Origin of the sequence: Labrenzia sp. THAF82 (assembly GCF_009363435.1) — a bacterium.
Taxonomy (GTDB): Bacteria; Pseudomonadota; Alphaproteobacteria; order Rhizobiales; family Stappiaceae; genus Roseibium; species Roseibium porphyridii.
On sequence record NZ_CP045354.1, the window covers coordinates 1,869,282 to 1,887,885 of the forward strand.

Genomic DNA, 18,604 nt, shown 5'->3' on the forward strand with positions numbered 1-18,604 from the left:
ACCTCTCAGGCAACCGAAGCAATTCATTTAAGGCACACGGTTACGATCATTCATTGGCAAAATGGGCTTGTTCGGATACAGCCCGATTTTGTGATGGTACCGGGATTTTGTGGTAGAGTGGTTGCGACCTGAAAAGCCAGCATTCGAACTGGCGCTTGGTAAGTCACTTTTTGTGCTTCGGCCCAAAGATTAGCACTGGATTTGAAGTCCCAATCCACCTAGTTGGAGTGAAAAGACTGCAGATGGTCAGTTCTGCAGCGTTGGTTCTCAGCCAGTTGAATAGTTGGACATTTAGATACATGCCTCAGACACCTTACTATCTGATCGACAAGGCAAGCCTTCGTCAAAATCTGGAGAAAGTCGCCTATGTAAGGGAGCGATCTGGTGCCAAAGCGCTCCTGGCGCTCAAGTGTTTTGCAACCTGGTGCGTATTCGATTTCATGCGCGACTACCTGGACGGCACAACGTCGTCGTCCTTGAACGAAGTGCGACTTGGGCATGAACGGTTCGGCAAGGAAACGCATGCCTATTCGGTTGCTTATGCCGATTACGAAATCGATGAGGTAATCTCGCACGCCGACAAGATCATCTTTAATTCGATCAATCAGCTGAAACGCTTTGCGGACAAGGCTGACGGCATTGTGCGTGGCCTGCGCCTGAACCCGCAGGTGTCCTCTTCGAGTTTCGATCTGGCAGATCCCGCCCGGCCGTTTTCGCGGCTTGGCGAATGGGATGTTGCGGAAGTTGAAAAGGTCGTTGATCGGATCAGTGGGTTCATGATCCACAACAATTGCGAAAACGCTGATTTTGACCTGTTCGATAGGCTGTTGGCCGACATAGAGCAAAAGTTCGGTTCACTGCTTGAGCAAGTCGAATGGGTCAGTCTTGGTGGCGGCATCCATTTTACAGGGGAGGGGTATCCGATCGATCGCTTTGCAGATCGGTTGAAGACTTTTGCGGGCAAATACGGTGTTCAGGTGTATCTGGAACCAGGCGAAGCTGCGATCACCAATTCGACCACCCTCGAGACCACGGTGCTCGATACCCTGTTCAACGGCAAGAACCTGGCGATCGTCGACGCGTCCATAGAAGCGCATATGCTCGATCTGCTGATCTATCGGGAAAGCGCCAGGGTGGCCCCGGATCAGGGAGAACATCCTTACATGATTTGCGGAAAATCCTGCCTTGCTGGAGACATTTTCGGCGAGTTCAGATTTTCCAATGAACTCAAGCCTGGCGACCGTGTGTCGATCCAGGATGCCGCCGGTTACACGATGGTTAAGAAGAATTGGTTCAACGGTGTAAAAATGCCGGCCATTGCCATGAAGGAACTGGATGGGACGATCGTGCCTGTCCGCGAATTTAACTACCAGGATTACGAGCAGAGTCTCTCCTGAGATCTGTTGCACGAAACAAGGCTCACGTTCCAAGGAAGGTAGAGGAACACATGAAAAAGAACGTTCTCATTGTCGGTGCAGGCGGGGTTGCCCAGGTCGTTGGTCACAAATGTGCACAAAACAACGATGTGCTCGGTGACATCCATATTGCCTCGCGCACCAAGTCCAAGTGCGACAAGATTATCGAGACCGTGCACGAGAAAAAAGCTCTTAAACAGCCGGGCGTCCTTGAAGGACACGAACTGAATGCGCTCGATATCGAAGCGACCGCTGAACTGATCCGCAAGACGGGAGCGCAAATTGTCATCAATGTCGGCACGGCCTTCCTGAACATGTCTGTCCTGAGCGCGTGTTTGAAGACCGGTGCGGCTTACATTGACACAGCGATCCATGAGGAGCCCGGCAAGATTTGCGAGACACCGCCCTGGTACGCCAATTATGAATGGAAGCGGGCCAAGGAATGCGAACAAGCCGGCGTGACGGCCATTTTGGGAGCAGGTTTTGACCCGGGTGTCGTCAATGCTTATGCCCGTCTTGCCAAGGACGACTATCTCGACAAAGTCACCGAGGTCGACATTGTTGACATCAATGCGGGAAGCCACAGCCGCTACTTTGCCACCAATTTCGATCCGGAAATCAATTTCCGCGAATTCACCGGCACAGTTTATTCCTGGCAGAATGGCGACTGGCAGGCGAACAAGATGTTCGAAATCGGCAAGGAATATGATCTGCCGGTTGTCGGCAAGCGCATGGCCTATCTGTGTGGCCATGACGAGGTCCATTCTCTCGCCAGAAATATGGATGGTGCCGATGTCCGTTTCTGGATGGGATTCGGTGAGCACTACATCAATGTCTTCACCGTTTTGAAGAATATCGGTCTTCTCTCCGAACAGCCGGTCACGACGGCAGAGGGCCTGGATGTTGTCCCGCTCAAAGTGGTAAAGGCCTGCCTTCCGGACCCATCTTCACTAGCGCCGGAATACGAGGGAAAAACCTGCATTGGTGACTTCGTGAAAGGCGTCAAGGACGGCAAGGATCATGAGGTCTTCATCTACAATGTCGCCGACCACAAGGAAGCCTACGAGGAAGTCGGCAGTCAGGGCATATCCTACACCGCAGGTGTGCCGCCTGTTGCTGCCGCGATGCTGATCGCCACTGGCGAATGGGACGTGAGCAAGATGGCCAACGTCGAAGAACTGCCGCCGCACCCGTTCCTTGCCATCTTGAACCGCATCGGACTGTCGACCCGCATAAAGGATGCTGCGGGTGATCGGGCGATTACGTTCTAAGGCCTGACACTACAGACCAGCAAAATAGCCGCTGACAGGATATCAGTCCTGCCAGCGGCTCAATTTTTTGAGACATATTTATAGACTGAGAATGTCGCCTTGGCGCCGGTGTTGCGATATGGACGGAACGCGGGCCAACCATCGTACGGCGGTATAGAAGTGCTTATTTTGCCGTCAACACAGCAAGTCTTGGCAATGTCCTACCATTGGACAACTCTGTGTGCGGGCTATTGTTCCAGGCTTACCTGTCCGAGGCCCATGCGGACGTTGCCCGGAAACTGCAACCTGCCGGGTATCGCAACAAGAAACCATCAAAGCGCGAACTGAAACAAATGCGCGATTCCTGCTGGGCAGAACTTACAGGCCATCTGTCTCCCGGCATTACAGGTCAGGCAGTGCCCGTTTTCGACGCGCAGCAGGAACTGGCCTGTGTCATGACGACAGTCACAAACCTTGGTCTGATGAAGGAACCCGAAGACAGATGGGCCTTGTTTGAATGTGCTAAGCAGGCTGCTCGGGAGACAGGTGGATCCGATAGGTTTGCGATTGAATAATGCACTGTTCCAGATATCAGGTCATTTGACATAGCCGGCTGCCCCTGGGAACAGCCGACTCCGAACGAGCTGTTTGACACTCAGTGTTGAAGGCCCGAACCGCCGATGGCGACGATGTTGAAAGGCGAGCCGCCAATAGCGATGGTCCGATCTTCTTCGAACGTATTCACATCAAGAAGCCTGACAAGGCTTTCGCGCGGATCTGTGACGGCGATCAGGTCACCCATAACGGCAAGCCTGGGCCGCGGGTCCCGCCAATGGCCATCTTTGCTGTAAGGCTCGGTGACTTGGGCTGACCGGACGAGCTCGCCGCTCAGGACGTTGAGAGCGTGAAGTTTTCCGTCTTCAGTGAAAACGTAGGCATATTTCACGCGGATTGGGTCAAGAACGAAGTGAACGTCTCGAATTTTAAGGTCGACCAAACGGAAGGGAGTGTCGCTGGACGGGTCGATCAAGACGAGCCGGTCATCGCCGTAGTCGCCAAGAAAGAACTGGAGGGCTTTTCCACCAACTAGCGTGCCAACGCGACCATCGGGCATGTCTGCGGAATACTCAATGAGCTCAAGGTCCGGAGGACCACTGCCATCCGACTGCGCGACGAGGACACCTTCAACACAGCCAAATGCCACAAGACCGGCGGATGTCGCTTCGCCATGTAGACCTGTGCAAGTCGCAACTTCTCCAACCTGCTTGCCCTTATTGTCGACGACCTTTGCGCCAAGCCGCGGCGGTAACTTGTCTGCAGGCGTGGCTGTGTCGAGATTGGGTTCCGATACGACAAAGTGATCATCGATTGGAACAACCACGCCGTGATGTGGAGCCGCGGTCTTGACGACCTTGTGCTCAGCGCTGCCCTCCAAGAGGTTCTTTTCCGTATAGACCCGGGCTTCGCCATCACGGTCAAAAAATTGAAGGATCTTGTCGTCATGCATTACGGCGTGAACAGGTCTGGGGCCTTCAATCACTGTCGGCAGAAGCGCTGCATCCTTGATCTCGATATCCTGATGATCACCGTGGTCCGTAAGGACGATGCCAGTTTCGACAACGTGGACTGCGTCATGATCCATCTGAACCGCGAACAGCGCTTTGCCACTCTCTGTCGGTTTGAGGTGTGTCACATAGCCGAGCGTCGAGAAGCGATTGAGCACGGAGTTTTTCGCGGGGTCGACGACCGTGATCAGTCCTTCAGCCTGGTCGGTGATGAAGAGACGCCAGGTTTCCTTTGTTTCATCGGCAGAAATTGCGGGCACGGTGGAGCCCAACGCCATGGCAAGCGCACCTGCGGCGACCATGGCATGTGGATAGTTGAAGAACATCTTCATCCTCTATGTTACGATATAACATAACAAACTTAATCCAATTGGAAAGCGTGGTCCACTGCCGACAGGTGAAAAAGTTGGATCAGGTTGGATACGCGAGCAGGAGAGGTAAGGTGGATGGTGACCCATTTTACAGGTCAGGTCGCGATGCTTGTCTAAGGTGCTGCCTTATTCGAAAACAGACTTCCAACCGGATGCGAGAAATGAAGAAACCTCCTTCAAGCACCTCTTTGTCTCTCTATTGAGGCATCATTGTCAGGATTGTTTGTCGTGCAGCCAGGCTTGGGGAGATGAGACTGTTCTCCTTCGCGCAGTTCACGTGGAGCCAACGAGCCAAGCGCATCGAAGAGATCCGTGAGCAGGTTTTTGTATCGGCGCCAGCGTCCTATTGAGGACCGAAATATCGGCCTGCGAACCTGCAGGTTGGAAAAGGTCGTGATCGGGCTGCTGCCCTTATAGAACTCGAGACATTCCTCTTCCCATTCGAGCCCGCATTGTTCCAATAGTTTATGGCTCTCACCGAGCTGGTCATCGACCAGCTTTTCATAACTCAACCGATGTAACTGTACGGGCAACACTTGCTGCCAATGCTCCATTAAATTCGCATATGCATGGAAATACCGACCAACCGATTGCTGCGTCAGGCAATAGCTATGTGCCGGAGATAGTGCGTGAGACAGAAGCGAAATGCAGGTATCGGCAGGACAACGACAACAATGAACAAAGGCCGCATTTGGAAATAGAAGGCTCATCAGCCAAAGCATTTCGTAATTGTGCGGCATCTTGTCGGTGACACGGTCGGCTCGTTTGTCGACATCGTTCAACACACTCAAATAGCCTTTGGCAAAAGTCTTGAAATCACGAGCTTCCATGCTCTTCAGCCGTGTTTCAAGTGCCGTGCTTGGTGCCCGGGTCAAGCCAAGGTCTTGCTGAAGATGTCTGAAGTAGGAAATCTCCGCTCCGCTGGCGACGTGCGAATGACGGCTGATAATCTGCTCTGCCAGCGTGGTTCCGGATCTTGGCATCCCAAAAATGAAAACCGGTCGCTTGCTCTTGTCTCCAAATTCCAGCCGGCTTGAAAAGAAGTCCTTGTCAAAAACTTCCTTCATAAAAGCCATGCGTTCTTCGTACTTAACCTGATCAAAGTCCGAATATCTAAGTTTCCGAGCGCTGCGATAGTGCTGCACCGCGCGCTCAGTATCGCCGATGTCGTAGTAAATCTTGCCTGCAGCCCAATGCAAATTGGACTTTTCTGTATTTGCCTGAGCCACGTTCTTCAGCAGCTCTTCGATCTGGCTGAGTTCCTCCGGTCTCGACTGGTAAGTCTTTGTCATTGTTAGAAATTGGTAAGCCGCCGGCAGTTCTTTCTTTTGGGAAATCGCGAGTTCAAACCAGGTTACCGCGTCTTCGATATTGCCTACCGAAACCTCAAGCTGCCCCATACCAATCAAGGCATAGCCATTGTTCGCCTCAATCTTCAGCGCAGCTTCAAAACTTGCGCGGGCCAGGTCTGGTTGCCTCTTTCTTGTATAAAGATCTCCAAGCTGGGCGTGAAAGTCGGCAACGTTGGGGCTGAGCAAAATCGCTTTCTTGAGAGACTTTTGAGCGGACTTCAGATCACCGGCATTCAGCAGTGCCAATCCGAGAAGTTGATGAACCTGCGGGTGTTTGGGAGCTTTGTCGGCGGCAATATTAAGACGGGCAATCGCCAACCCAATATCTCCGGCCTGATAAGCTGCGATACCGAGCGTGAAATTTGCCTGAGCGTTGTTCGGATCCCGTTTGAGAATGTCTTCAAAAAGACCGAATGCGATGGAAAGTCGTCCAGCATGTTGATGAGACAAGGCTATTTGCACAAGGCGCGCTAGTTCCGAACTCATATCAATTCCAATAGACCTATTGATGCGAAGAAATGATGTGTTGGTTGAAGCGGCTGCAGTCATCATGGTGGGTGAGAATTCAAATATTCACCTTAGTTTCAATTGGTTCTCTGCCCTGATCTGAGAGAGCCGAATTTCGCTTCGGACAGGCAGACTATTGTCAATTTGTCGTAGAAGTGTGCCAGGCGTACCACTGATTTGTAGCAAGTTGTATCAGCCCGAAAACGCAACCAATCATATGGATGGTCGCGAAATTCCCCTTGGAGATTGCCGGGATATCGCCAACAACGAATCCCAGGCCGTTCACGGTCCTGAAAGGACCGGACCTGCGTTTGTTTCAGGTGTTTGGAGAGACTTACGCGTGAGAGGATTGGGGACGCTTCTTTTCCTTAGAAGGGGACCCTAAAGTTCTTACGCATTTCGGCACAGTTCCAGCGTTCACGATCAAAAAATAGCCTTGAGCTTTATTGAACAGCTCGCCCACGACGTTGCTTCTGCTGCGACGTCCAAAAGGTGTCTTCAATCGGATTGAAGCGGAAAGCGACAACGGCAATAGATCGCAGACGAAATGTTGAAGCTGGAAACAATAGACGGCTAACTATTGCAAATTCGCCTGTGACGGACATTCGTGTCGTCTTCAGCTCTATGTGCGAAGCACCGCCATGCTGTCACTATCCCATCCAATCCAAACCGGCTCTGAGCCGATTGATTGTCCGACATCCGCATCTACGAAGGCGCGAAGTCTTGCGCCCTGTGCTTCTTCGACAATCAGGTCGAGCGTCATGCGGCTGCCGAGAAAAGTCTTGCCGACAACGGTTCCCTTAACTGCATTAGAGTGCTCCGGACGCGCCGCGTGGAAGGCGAGTTTTTCCAATCGGATTGATGCCGTGATGGTATCGCCAACCTGGGGAACATGACCTGGCGACAGACCTTTTAGCGTCTTGCCAAACCAGTCCATCACAATCGCATCGCCATCTTGACCGCGCATTTTGCAGGTCAGGAGGTTTGTCTCACCGATGAATTCGGCGACAAACCTGGTTGCGGGATGGAAATAAAGTTCCTCGGGCGTTCCGTCCTGTTCAACGCGGCCTTGGTTCATGACCACGATCCGGTCTGACATTGTCAGAGCTTCTTCCTGGTCGTGGGTTACGAAGAAGAAAGTCTTGTCGGTTCGCCGCTGGATTGCCTTGAGTTCCTGCTGAACCTGACCGCGAAGTTTCGCATCAAGCGCCGCGAGCGGCTCATCAAGTAGCAGTAGGGCGGGATCAGGTGCGAGCGCCCGAGCCAACGCCACACGCTGTCGCTGTCCACCCGACAGTTGACCTGGGTATCGGTCTCCAAAATTGTCCAATTCCAGAAACGACATAATTTCATCCTGCCGGAGGCGAATATCAGTCTTGTTCATCCCTTTGAGTTCAAGGCCGAAAGAGATGTTCTGGCGAACGGTCATATGAGGGAACAGGGCATAATCCTGAAACACCATGTTCACATGGCGCTTTTCCGGTGGCTGCCGCGTAACGTCAACATCATCCAGAATGACGCGCCCCGATGTTGGTCGCTCAAAGCCCCCAAGAATTCTGAGCGTCGTGGACTTGCCGCAACCGGACGGGCCAAGGAAGGTGACGAATTCACCCCGGGCGATATCAAGCGTGAGGTTGTCCAACGCGACGGTCTCGCCGAACTTCTTGGTCACACCCTCGATGCGAACAAGGGCATTCGTATCAGTCATTTCGGGACTCCTTGTTCATACGTCGGGTGAAACGTTCCGCCCATATGCCGATTGCAGCCGTCAGGATCAGCGCGATTGTCGCAATGGCATTGATTTCCGGCGACATGCCGGATCTGAGCTTGGCGAATATCAGGACAGGCAACGTCGGCTCATAACCTCCCAGGAAGAAGGAACGGACGAAATCATCAAAGCTGAGCAACAGGCAAAAGATGCTGGCTCCCAGAATTGCAGGAACAAGATAGGGCAGGGTGATCCGCAAGAACGCCAGAATAGGGTCGGCACCAAGGTCTCGCGCCGCCTCAATCTGGCTTTTCGGCAATGTCGACAGCCGTGCCATGAGCACCAAGGCCACAAAAGGTACGTTGTGAACAGCATGCGCCCACACAATAGCGCCCATTCCCGGTTCGATGCCGAGCCACCTTGCATAGATCCGAAAGGCAATCGCGGAAATAATACCGGGGACGAGCGCAGGCAAAATTGTCAGGCCGAAAATTGCGGTCCGGCCAAGGAACTTCCTGCCTTCCAAGAGGACTGCAATCCAGGTTCCGACGAAAACGGAGATGACCGTTGCGAGAACTGCAATGACAACCGAATAGATAAATGCCGACGGCACCGCCGCATCGTCGAAGACGCCGGTGTACCAGTCGAGTGTCCACGAGCGGATCGGAAAGCCGATAAACTTGCTGTCTTTGAAGCCCATGACAATCATCAGGACCAGAGGGACGAAGACGTAGAGAACAAACGCCCAGTAGACACAAGAGAGCAGGATACGGTTGCCCCGGTTCAATTCCTGTCTCCTTTGCGTAGAGAGTTCATCAGTTTCTGGAAGACGCCGGTCAGGAATATCGCGGCAATGAACATGATTGTCGCAAAGGCGGCACCTGTCGGCCATTCATCGCCAGCGACATGGAAGAACCCGGCGATCGTTTCGGCAAATACGGTCGTGGAAGGACCACCGAGCAGAACCGGAGTTGCATAGAACCCTGTCGATATCAGGAACACCAGCGTACATCCTGACGAGATCCCTTCCAGCGTGAGGGGAAGAGTAACCCGGCGAAAGCGGGTCCATGCCGAAGCGCCGAGGTCGGCGGCAGCTTCATTGTAGCTTCTGGGAAGTTTTTCCAATGCCGAATACAGCGGTAAAAGCATGTAAAGTGCAGTCAGGTAGACGATCCCGACACCCATGGAAAAGCTGGTGTACATGAACGGGATCGGCTGATCGATAAGGCCCAGCCACTTGAGCAACTGGTTCACCGCTCCGGTGTTTCCCAGAAGGATCATGATTGCATAGGTGCGGACGATTTCACCGACCCAGAACGGGATCAGCAATAGAAGAAGCATCAGCATCTGGTTCTTGCGGCTGACGTGACGCGCCAGAAAATAGGCGACGGGATAAGTCAGGATCAAAGTGCAAAAAGTGAAGACGCTGGCAAAGATGAGCGTGCGGAAAAACGGCTGCCAGAAAATATAGTCGCCAAAGAAACGCGCATAATTGTCGAGGGTGAAATGCTGCTCCACCCCGGGTGCAACCGGATAGGCATCGGTAAAGCTCACCCGAAGCATCTGCAGCATTGGTCCAAGGTGTTGCGTGAGCACCCATAGCAAAGGAAAGGTAGCAAGGATCAGGAACTGACGTCGCGGCGAAGCGGTTGCGAGCCCGACAACAACCCGATAAGGCGTCCAGCTTGACAATGTGCCCCAGAAGGTCAGACCTTTTCTTTCCATGGTGTCAGAGCCGCGGCCAGTGCGTGGAGCGACATCATCGCTCATGCCAGTTTCCCCCAATGTGACTTGATTGCCTTGCCCGCCTCACGGGCGGACAAGGTCTTTCTGATCTTCAGAGCGACAGCTCAGGCAGCCTTGATGGCTTCAACAGCCGGATCGACAAGCCCGTACTTCATCTCATTCGCTTCAGCGCGGAAGAACTGCAGGTTTTCAAGTTCGTCGTCCGAGAACGAAGTCGATTTCTTTTCAAGGTCCGTCAGATAGTTCGATGCATCCTTGTAGGTGGAGATGAAGCCGGAGGCCTTGGTCATCGACGCACCGATTTCCGGAGAGGCCAAGATGGCATCCAGGAACGTGTAAGCGTTGTCAGCATTCGGAGCGTTGTTGGCAATGTTGTAAGTGTAGACAAAGCCGTAAGACCCTTCCTGCGGGATGGTCATGGCCAGCGGGAACCCATCGTTGATGAGCGCCGCGGCAGGGCCATTCCAGCTGTGCCCAAGAGCAATGTCCTGGTTGATGAACATCTGCTGTACTTCAGCGCCACTGTCATAATATTTCCTGACAAGCGGTTTCTTCTCGATCAGGAACGCCTTGGCTTCTTCGACAATCGCAGCTGCTTTTTCAGGGTCATCGAGATAAGCAACCATATTCCCGTCGTAGCCCATCTTGAGCATGACGATCGACATCATGTCCTGGATGATATAGGCGGTCTGGCCCTTATACTTTTCCGAAAAGAGAACGTCCCAGCTCCTGGCTTCCTCGGGGGTGACAAGCTCGGTGTTGTAAGCGAGTACTTCCATGCCGGACAGGATAGGTGCACCCCACTTATGCCCATTGATGGTCGACCAGTCGCTCTCGGAAAATGTCGGGTTGATGTTCCCCCAGTTGCTCAGCCGACCGGTGTCGAGCGGGGCAAGCAGGTCGCTGTCTATGAATTGTAGGAAACGGTGACCGGCCACGGTCATGATGTCCACTGTGGGATTGGGCGCTTCGGCGGCGAGCAGGTTGAACTGCTTGCCCTGGTCATCAACCAGGCGAATATTCACCTTAATTCCGGTGTCCGCCTCGAACTGTTTCTTGAAGGCCTCGGGAACAAAATCGTTGTACGTCCAGATGTTCACTTCACCGCCTGCAGCACTCGCACGGCGAAGATAGGCAGGACTGGCAAGAGTTGCTGCCCCAATGGCAGCAGTACCCAGGAAGCGTCGGCGGTCAATGGTAAGTTTGGTCATCTTAGCGTCTCCTAGTCGGTTAAGTTTGGTCCATCCTTTTTTGTTTAAGTTTGTGGCGTGGATGGTCTATGCAGCACCCCGGTGCGGGACGCATGCTGCAAGTCGCAAAGGCTGAAGCTTTCCAATTCCAACGCATGGAGGAATTCGTTTTCGAGCGCGAATTCCCGGTCATACATTGCTGAAAATAACCTAATGCCGGCTTCATGTAACGTGGCAGGCCTGTCTACCAACCGGCCCAGAACTACGGTCACCTGCAGTCCATATGGAACATCTTCGGTCACGTAACGGCTGTCTGCCGTTGCCGGTCCAAGGCCGCCATAACCATGCGTGTGCATCTGTTGGTTCATTTCGGAAATGGATCCAACAGGCACGTGGAAACTCTGGTGGAAGTGTTCGAAGATCGTTTTAACCTTCAGATCCAGCGCCTTGGCGATTGCAAGACGCTCAAGGTCGAGTTTCTCCAGCAATCGTCCTACCTTCGGCGTGACATTCAGTCCCTGGCTCCAGTCCTCACCACGCTCCATCCGGGTGATGTTGCAAAGGGCGATTCCGAGGTGGTTCTGCGGATTGAGATTGGACAGCAAAATGGCCAGCAAGCCATCGCGTGGCATAAAGCGGTCGCCGAACAAACTCTTGCAAAGGGCCAGTCCGTGATCTGTTTCAGCCTCGGGCACGGTGCACAGATCAACCCGGTTTCGTATGGTGTTGACGCGTACCCTGGGTCCTTGCTCGCGGCGGCCCGAGACGATAGTCGTGCCCCATGCGGTGACGGGTGCCGATACGCCACGCGCTGCCAAAGCCTGCGTAAGATAGACAGCGCCGAAAGACGCATGGGATGAGATAATGACGTGCTGCCCCTCGCGAATATGGGGGGCCAGCGCATCCATGATTTGTTTGTGCCCGGTTGCCGGCAAGGCGATGATCAGTGCATCGTTCGTCTCGGCCAGCTCCTGTGCAGATTGGGCTATTGCAGGCATAAATTCTTCTTCGAACACCCCGTGAGCCTGCAAGGGCTTGGTTTCGAAGGCGGTCGTGCTTCTACCCGACGGCGACCAGAGTGTCGGAAGATGCTTGTTCCTGTACAAAAGTGCTGCCGTGCCGCACGCGATTGATCCGGCACCTGCAATGCCTACACGCATCTGATCCTTCATGCCGTCTCCTTTCGACCCACCGGGTCGCCCAAGACGTGCATCAGGCGATTTGCCCATCCGAACAAAGAGGATGACAAGATGAGGTCGAATATCTCTTCATCTGAGAGGCCTGCATCTGACAGTTTTTCGATATCTTCAGGACCAGCTGAAGGCGGTGCCTCAGCGGCCTTGCGCGCAAAATCGAAAATCGCACGGTTTCTCGGGCTGAGATCGGCATTGCTGCCGTTCAGGAACAGCTCGTCCGTCACGGTTTCGTCTTTGGCAAGTTTTGCATGGCGGTCCGCATGAACTGCTGCGCAATAAATGCAGCGATTGACCATGGATGCCGCCAAAGCACCAAGTTCACGCTCTTCACGTGACATGCCGCCACGATCGTACATGATCGCGTTGAACAGCGGGGAGCGAACCGAAAGGCTCTCGACATCATGGGCAAGGGTCAAGACGTAGGCCGACACCTTGGTGTTGGAGGGGGTCACCTTGAGCGCGTCGAGCTGCTCCTGAGTGGCTTCTTCCAGTTTCACCGGCTTCAGGCGCGGACGCCATTCGGGAACCTTGCGCGTGAATTTGTGGACGATCCGGGTCACGTGCTTTTTCCATTCATCAGGCGCAATCCGGAAATCACACGTATCTGGAAAGCAAGGAAGGCAACCAATTCACACAGCCGAACGATATCGGCATCGGCAACACCTGCTTCCTGCAGGTCCGAAATATCGTTGGCAGCAGCATCCCGGGTCTGATTTGCGATTTTGTCGACGAAAGACAAAACCACAGCCAAATCTGCATGCTGCTCACACGGGTCTCCCAGCTCTCCCAAAGCCGCGTATTGTCCGGCCTGAGCCACATAATATGCCGTCAATGCTTCATCTCCGGCGAGGCGCGAGACGCGTGCGGCTATCGCTGCGCGAAGGTCGTGGGGAAAGGCGCCTGTTTCCTTCGGGCGCAAAACGGCTTCCTCGGCAGACTGCGTCATGCCAATGATGTTGCCGCGCATCGATACCACCCTGGACAAGGTGCTATCCGGTGCAACACCGGCCTGGGTAAGGATTGTGAGGTCAGACATATTCATACCGCCTCGCTCTCCCTTCGGTGTGCTTCCAGCGGCAGCTCGCTCGGTTGCCATTCATCGCCATGAAGTTCCGGCGTGTCGTAGTCCTGCATCCCCTGCCAGTGGGCCTCTATATCCTCACCGTAGAGCGAAGCCGCGACGGAGCGAGACAGCCATGCGGCACCATCACTGATGCCTGGAATGTCGCCGCTCACTTTGCCCAGGCTCGCTGATGCGCCGTAGTTGAAGCAATAGACATTCTTCAGCCATGGGGCTTTGCCTGGGTTCTTCTCCCTGAAAGTGAAATCGGAATTCAAATAGGGAAACCGTCCCAGATCGGCAGACTCTTCGCCGGCAGGTGGGGTGTAGACGTCATGCCAGAGAAGGATCTCCGCTGCCGTTTCACCGAATTCCGTCCGCGCCATTGGGTCAATGACAAATCCGGTCCCAAGGATGACGAAGTCCGCCTGGTAGGATGTACCGTCTGCAAAATGGAGGAGTGCTCCGCCGCCGGACTGATCTATCCGCGTCGTTGCCTTGTCGAAATGAAAGTAAGCATTCGGGTGGTGGCTGACCCGCAAGGTTGATCCGCGCGGAGAGGGGGTTTGTGTTGCAAAGCTGTATTGCATGAAACGCCAGCGCCATTCGTCGGGCAAGGCGGCATAACCGGCAGTAAATCCATAGCTGCCAATGCCCATCATCTTATTGATTGTCGGCATCTCCTTGCGGCGAACCAGGTGACGCACTTCCGCTGCGCCGTGCTCCAGTGCTTCTGCCGAATTGTCGACTGCCGACGCGCCAACACCGATAACGGCAACGCGCTTCTCCTTCAGAGCGGCAAAGTCGATTTCGTCTGCGCTATGCGCCCACAGATGCTTCGGCAGCTCCTTCATGAATTCGGGAATATTCGGGCCGCCCGTTCCGTCGCGTCCCGTTGCAAAGATCAGTTTGCGGGTTTGAATGGTTCCCGTTTCCGCACCCGAGACTGTGAGCCGCAACAGGTCCCCATCGGGCTCCACATGATCGACCGAAACGTTGTTTTCGATCGGAATCTCGAGAACCTTGCGATACCAGCAAAGGTAGTCCATCCACATCGTGCGTGGGATCTTGTCCAGTTCGTCCCAGTCTTTCGTGCCGAACTGGGCACGGAACCAGGCCTGAAATGTCAGGGAACCGTGTCCGAAGGCAGGGCCGGTCAGAAACTTGGGAGACCGAAGGGTTTCCATGCGGGCGTATCCCAGCCAGGGACCTTCGTAGCCTTTGGTGGCCCGATCGAGAACGCGGATATTGTGAATTCCGCCTGTTCTCAAAGCCAGCCAGGCAACCATCCCGCACATTCCGCCACCAATGATGACGACGTCTGTCACATCCGTTCTTTGCGGTATCCAGTCCTTGGAGGGGTAGCAAAGCAGATCCAGATCATCCTTGAGACGGGCTTCGAGCACCGCCAGACCTTGCGAGTCTATTGAGGACAGTATTTTTGTCATCTTACATGCCCTCCAGGAATTTCTTAGAACCGACGATCATTGGCAAGTTGACACCTCGACCCGGGTTGGAGATGTGCGGTTTGCAGGGCTGCCTGGAAAAAGCTTGGCAGATTGAGCCCCCTGCAACAGCGAAGCCCCTGGATTTCGGAGCAGAAGTATTCGAACAGATCTGATCCTGGCCGAACTTGCCCCAAACAACCGCGTTCACAAATCCAAGTGTCATTGCGCCGGTCCCCTTACCGATCGCATAGTAGCTTGCTATGCTAATTTTGCATACTGACGCGTCAATGATAGCTTACCGTAATGATAGGTTCTCTAATATGTCAACACTGAATAATGGGCGGCCTGACATTCGCTCAATGGAAGCTTTTGCCGCTGTGGTCCGCTACGGGTCCATGACGGCCGCCGCCCAGAGGTTGTCAATCAGCCAGCCGGCTGTGACTAGAATGGTCAAGGATTTGGAGGCGCGCGTAGGTTTTGCGTTGTTCGAGCGGAACGGGCCAAAAATCTCTCCGACCGCCAAGGGGATCAAATTTTTTGAAGAATCCCAGCGTGTTATGGCGAACCTGTCACAATTGACGGAACGGGCTCATGCGATCAGAGACGAAAGGTTAGCTGCTATCGACATCGTGGCGACTCCGACGATGTCCGCAGGACTGGTCGGACCGGTGCTGTCACGCGTCGCTGACGTATTGCCTGATTTTGTTCATGTCGAAACGACAACTTCGGAACGGGTTCTGCACGCACTTCGTCAACGCACGGCCGACCTTGGGTTTTCAGCCTATCCGAGTGAGCACGACCGCTTGAAATGCCTTGCTCGTTTTGACTCTCTGGTCGTTGCCGTGGTCCGGAAGGGGAGCCGCTTTGATGGTGACGAGCCGATCCCGCTCTCGGTGTTCGCGAGCGAAAGAATGGCAACCATCTGCAACGGTTACGGTGTTCGTGACGCAATCAATCGCGCACTTGGCGAAGCAGGCATAAGACCTTCGTCTGAAATTGCCACCAACTCGTCCCTGAGCGCGGCAATGGCGGCGCGGGCAGGGTTGGGGGTCGCTCTCTGTGATCCGGTAACTGCACTTGGCGTGCCGATTGAAGGTGTGTCAATCCGGCCTTTGACGGCCAAGATTAACTACGCATGGGGTTTGTTCGCCGACGACGAGAACCCACTGAGAGATCGTCTCAATCTGGTGGTCGAAGCTTGCGTTGCCGAAAGCGAGCAGATCATTCAAGGTGTTGAAAAGCTTTGGAAATAATGCACCTCGAACGTGCTCTCCGTAACGTCTCCGGGCACCAGGTGAGGAGCCCTCAAAAGGTAACAAACGAAGCATCATTTTGAGTTTTCAAGACAGCGAACTGTCTCAGGTCTTGATCCGCTCCATTTTTGGGTCAAAGAGCGGAGCAAGCGTGACATCGGCTTTTACCCGCTCGGTTCCAACTTCAATTTCATAGTCTGCGGAAAGGACATGGTCTCTCGTAACGCCGTCCGGATGCCTGACGTAGCCAATTCCGATACTCTTGCCGAGCGTATGGCCATAGCCGCCCGAACTCAGCCAGCCACAGCGTTCACCATTGCGGTAAATCGTTTCCCGTCCGGACAGGATGACGTCGCCGTCGGTCGTGAAGGTTGCGAGCATTTTCTTCACGCCGTTCTCGCGCTGTTGCTGCACGGCGCTGCGGCCCTTGAAGTCGGCATTGGTCTTCATCTTGACAGCCCAGCCGAGGCCGGCCTCGTCCGGTGTATGGTCCGGCCCGATATCTGATCCCCAGGCGCGATATCCTTTTTCAAGGCGCAGCGTTTCTATTGCGCGGTAGCCGGCGTTGCGCAGGCCGAATTCTTTCCCGGCATCGTGCAGCGCGTCATAGACTGATTGTGCGTATTCGGTCGGCAAGTGCAGTTCCCAGCCAAGTTCACCGACATAGGTAATGCGCAGCGCGAGGACCGGACAGCCGGCAATTCCGATCCGGTGCGCCTGACCGAAGGGAAACGCGTCGTTGCCGACGTCAGCCCGGGTGCAGGCAGCAAGAATGTGCCGCGCTTTTGGCCCGAACAGCGACAGCACCGCATTCGACGATGTGACATCGATGAGCTCCGCCCTCAATCCGTCCGGAATGTTGCGTCCGATCCAGTCGAAGTCGTGTGTGGCAAAGCCGGTTCCGGTGACGATATAATATTCATCGATGGACGTTCGCACGCAGGTGAGGTCGCATTCGATCCCACCGCGGTCGTTCAGCATCTGCGTATAGATGATCGAGCCCACCGGCTTGTCCACGCGGTTTGCGGCGATCCAGCTCAGTGCGGCTTCGGCATCCGGGCCTTTCAGGATGAATTTTGCGAAAGACGTCTGGTCAAACAGGACGGCGGCTTCACGGGCTGCCTTGTGTTCCCTGCCGACCGGAGCGTGCCAGTTCGGACGTTCGAACGTGTAGATATCGCGTGCTTCCTCGTCGGCTTCGGCATACCAGTTTGGGCGCTCCCAGCCGAGTTTCTCACCGAAAACAGCCCCGGCCGATTTTAACCGATCATAAAGCGGCGACCGGCGGCAGGGCCGGCCACTGTCGTGTTCTTCCGAAGGCCAGGCCATCGTGTAGTGCTTGCCATAGGCTTCCAGCGTGCGGGTTCGCACCCAGTCGGTGTCGGTGTGGGGCCGTCCAAAGCGGCGGATATCGACCGGCCAGAGGTCGTAGGGCGGTTCACCCTTTGCGACCCATTCGGCCAGTGCCATTCCTGCACCGCCGCCCGCCGCAATGCCAAAAGCGTTGAAACCGGCACCGACGAAGACATTCGCCATCTCAGGTGCTTCGCCCAGAATGAAGTTACCGTCCGGCGTAAAGCTTTCCGGTCCGTTGACCAGTTGCTTGATGCCGACATTTTCAAGAGCGGGCACGCGCGGCAATGACAGTTCCATCAATTGCTCAAAGTGGTCGAAGTTGCTGTCCAGCAGCTGATAGTCGAACGGGTCGGGTACACCGTCGACCGCCCAGGGAATACCGTTCGGCTCATATCCGCCCATGACAAGACCGCCGACTTCCTCCTTGTAGTAGGTCAGCCGGTCCGGATCGCGCAATGTCGGCAGGTTGGAGGGGACGCCAAAGGCTTCCGTGATCATGTACTGGTGTTCGACGGAAACCAGCGGCACGGTGACCCCTATCGTTGCCGCGAGTTCCCGGGTCCATTGTCCGCAGCACAGCACCAGTTTCTCGCAAGCGATATCGCCTTTGGCGGTCCGTACACCTTTAATGGTCCCGCGTTCGGTCAAAATCTCAAGAACCGATGTATTTTCAACCAGCTTTGCACCACCAGCCCGCGCGCCTTTGGCGAGTGACTGGGTAATGTCGGAGGGGCTTGCCTGACCATCCGTTGGCAGATAGGCGGCCCCGACGACATCGCTGATATCCATCAGCGGCCAAAGCTCCTGCGCTTCTCTTGCCGTCAGCAGCTGCATGTCCAGTCCGAAACTGTGGGCGGTGGTTGCCTGGCGTTTGACCTCGGTCCAGCGTTCCTTGTTGCAGGCGAGGCGGAGGCCGCCGTTCATTTTCCAGCCGGTCGCCTGACCAGTTTCGGCTTCCAGCCTGTCGTATAGCGAGATCGAGTAACCCAGAAGCTGCGTGATATTGGCGTTGGAACGCAGCTGACCGACCAGACCTGCGGCGTGCCATGTGGAGCCGGACGTCAGGGCCGCCTTTTCGAGAAGCAGAACTTCCTGCCCCATCTGAGCCAGATGATAGGCCGTCGAACAACCGACAATGCCGCCGCCGATAATGATGATCTTCGAGGATGAGGGAAGTGTCATGAGGA

The 18,604-nt window shown here is 54.7% G+C and carries 15 protein-coding genes; 4 read left to right on the forward strand and 11 right to left on the reverse strand.

The features are described 5' to 3' along the window. Nucleotides 1-299 precede the first annotated feature (299 nt). The 3 genes from nspC (at nt 300) to FIV00_RS08820 (ending at nt 3,240) form a co-directional block, all read left to right on the forward strand. Nucleotides 300-1,397, forward strand: coding sequence for a carboxynorspermidine decarboxylase (gene nspC, locus FIV00_RS08810; protein ID WP_152500398.1), 1,098 nt, complete (start codon nt 300-302; stop codon nt 1,395-1,397). A 50-nt stretch (nt 1,398-1,447) separates the two neighbouring features. Beyond that, nucleotides 1,448-2,686, forward strand: a complete 1,239-nt coding sequence (locus tag FIV00_RS08815; RefSeq protein ID WP_152500399.1) for a saccharopine dehydrogenase family protein — start codon at nt 1,448-1,450, stop codon at nt 2,684-2,686. Nucleotides 2,687-2,904: 218 nt separating this feature from the next. Beyond that, nucleotides 2,905-3,240, forward strand: a complete 336-nt coding sequence (locus tag FIV00_RS08820; protein ID WP_209006864.1) for an IclR family transcriptional regulator C-terminal domain-containing protein — start codon at nt 2,905-2,907, stop codon at nt 3,238-3,240. Nucleotides 3,241-3,320: 80 nt separating this feature from the next. Here FIV00_RS08820 and FIV00_RS08825 read toward each other — a convergent pair whose 3' ends face one another. The 10 genes from FIV00_RS08825 to FIV00_RS08870 all read right to left on the reverse strand — a co-directional run bounded on the left by FIV00_RS08825 (nt 3,321) and on the right by FIV00_RS08870 (nt 14,808). Next, entirely contained in the window at nt 3,321-4,562 is a 1,242-nt protein-coding gene (locus FIV00_RS08825) for a metallochaperone AztD (RefSeq protein WP_152500401.1), read from the reverse strand. Nucleotides 4,563-4,777: 215 nt separating this feature from the next. After that, nucleotides 4,778-6,439 (reverse strand): sulfotransferase, encoded by a 1,662-nt coding sequence (locus FIV00_RS08830; protein WP_173005920.1) that lies wholly within the window; start codon nt 6,437-6,439, stop codon nt 4,778-4,780. A 643-nt stretch (nt 6,440-7,082) separates the two neighbouring features. Next, nucleotides 7,083-8,168, reverse strand: coding sequence for an ABC transporter ATP-binding protein (locus FIV00_RS08835; protein WP_152500403.1), 1,086 nt, complete (start codon nt 8,166-8,168; stop codon nt 7,083-7,085). Continuing rightward, complete coding sequence (locus FIV00_RS08840) at nt 8,161-8,955, reverse strand: ABC transporter permease (RefSeq protein WP_152500404.1); 795 nt, start codon at nt 8,953-8,955, stop codon at nt 8,161-8,163. The genes FIV00_RS08835 and FIV00_RS08840 overlap by 8 nt, the downstream gene beginning before the upstream one ends. After that, the gene (locus FIV00_RS08845) at nt 8,952-9,938 is read right to left on the reverse strand and encodes an ABC transporter permease (protein WP_152500405.1); all 987 of its coding nucleotides are present in this window, start codon (nt 9,936-9,938) and stop codon (nt 8,952-8,954) included. Before FIV00_RS08845 ends, FIV00_RS08840 begins: the two co-directional genes overlap by 4 nt. Before the next feature lie 80 nt (nt 9,939-10,018). Next, nucleotides 10,019-11,125, reverse strand: coding sequence for a PotD/PotF family extracellular solute-binding protein (locus FIV00_RS08850; RefSeq protein ID WP_152500406.1), 1,107 nt, complete (start codon nt 11,123-11,125; stop codon nt 10,019-10,021). Between the two features lie 44 nt (nt 11,126-11,169). Further along, a complete protein-coding gene (locus tag FIV00_RS08855) occupies nt 11,170-12,264 on the reverse strand; it encodes an NAD/NADP octopine/nopaline dehydrogenase family protein (RefSeq protein ID WP_209006983.1) in 1,095 nt (364 codons plus the stop codon). An 8-nt stretch (nt 12,265-12,272) separates the two neighbouring features. Continuing rightward, nucleotides 12,273-12,860, reverse strand: coding sequence for a peroxidase-related enzyme (locus FIV00_RS08860; protein ID WP_152500408.1), 588 nt, complete (start codon nt 12,858-12,860; stop codon nt 12,273-12,275). Beyond that, on the reverse strand, nt 12,857-13,336 hold the full coding sequence (locus FIV00_RS08865; RefSeq protein ID WP_247649363.1) for a CMD domain-containing protein: 480 nt from the start codon (nt 13,334-13,336) through the stop codon (nt 12,857-12,859). Before FIV00_RS08865 ends, FIV00_RS08860 begins: the two co-directional genes overlap by 4 nt. Before the next feature lie 2 nt (nt 13,337-13,338). After that, nucleotides 13,339-14,808: an NAD(P)-binding domain-containing protein gene (locus FIV00_RS08870; protein WP_152500410.1), complete on the reverse strand. Its 1,470-nt coding sequence runs from the start codon at nt 14,806-14,808 to the stop codon at nt 13,339-13,341. Between the two features lie 320 nt (nt 14,809-15,128). Here FIV00_RS08870 and FIV00_RS08875 point away from each other — a divergent pair, with 320 nt between their 5' ends. After that, the gene (locus FIV00_RS08875; protein ID WP_173005921.1) at nt 15,129-16,061 is read left to right on the forward strand and encodes a LysR family transcriptional regulator; all 933 of its coding nucleotides are present in this window, start codon (nt 15,129-15,131) and stop codon (nt 16,059-16,061) included. A 105-nt stretch (nt 16,062-16,166) separates the two neighbouring features. Here the strand turns inward: FIV00_RS08875 and FIV00_RS08880 are convergent, their stop codons facing one another. Continuing rightward, complete coding sequence (locus tag FIV00_RS08880; RefSeq protein WP_152500412.1) at nt 16,167-18,599, reverse strand: FAD-dependent oxidoreductase; 2,433 nt, start codon at nt 18,597-18,599, stop codon at nt 16,167-16,169. Between the last annotated feature and the right edge of the window lie 5 nt (nt 18,600-18,604).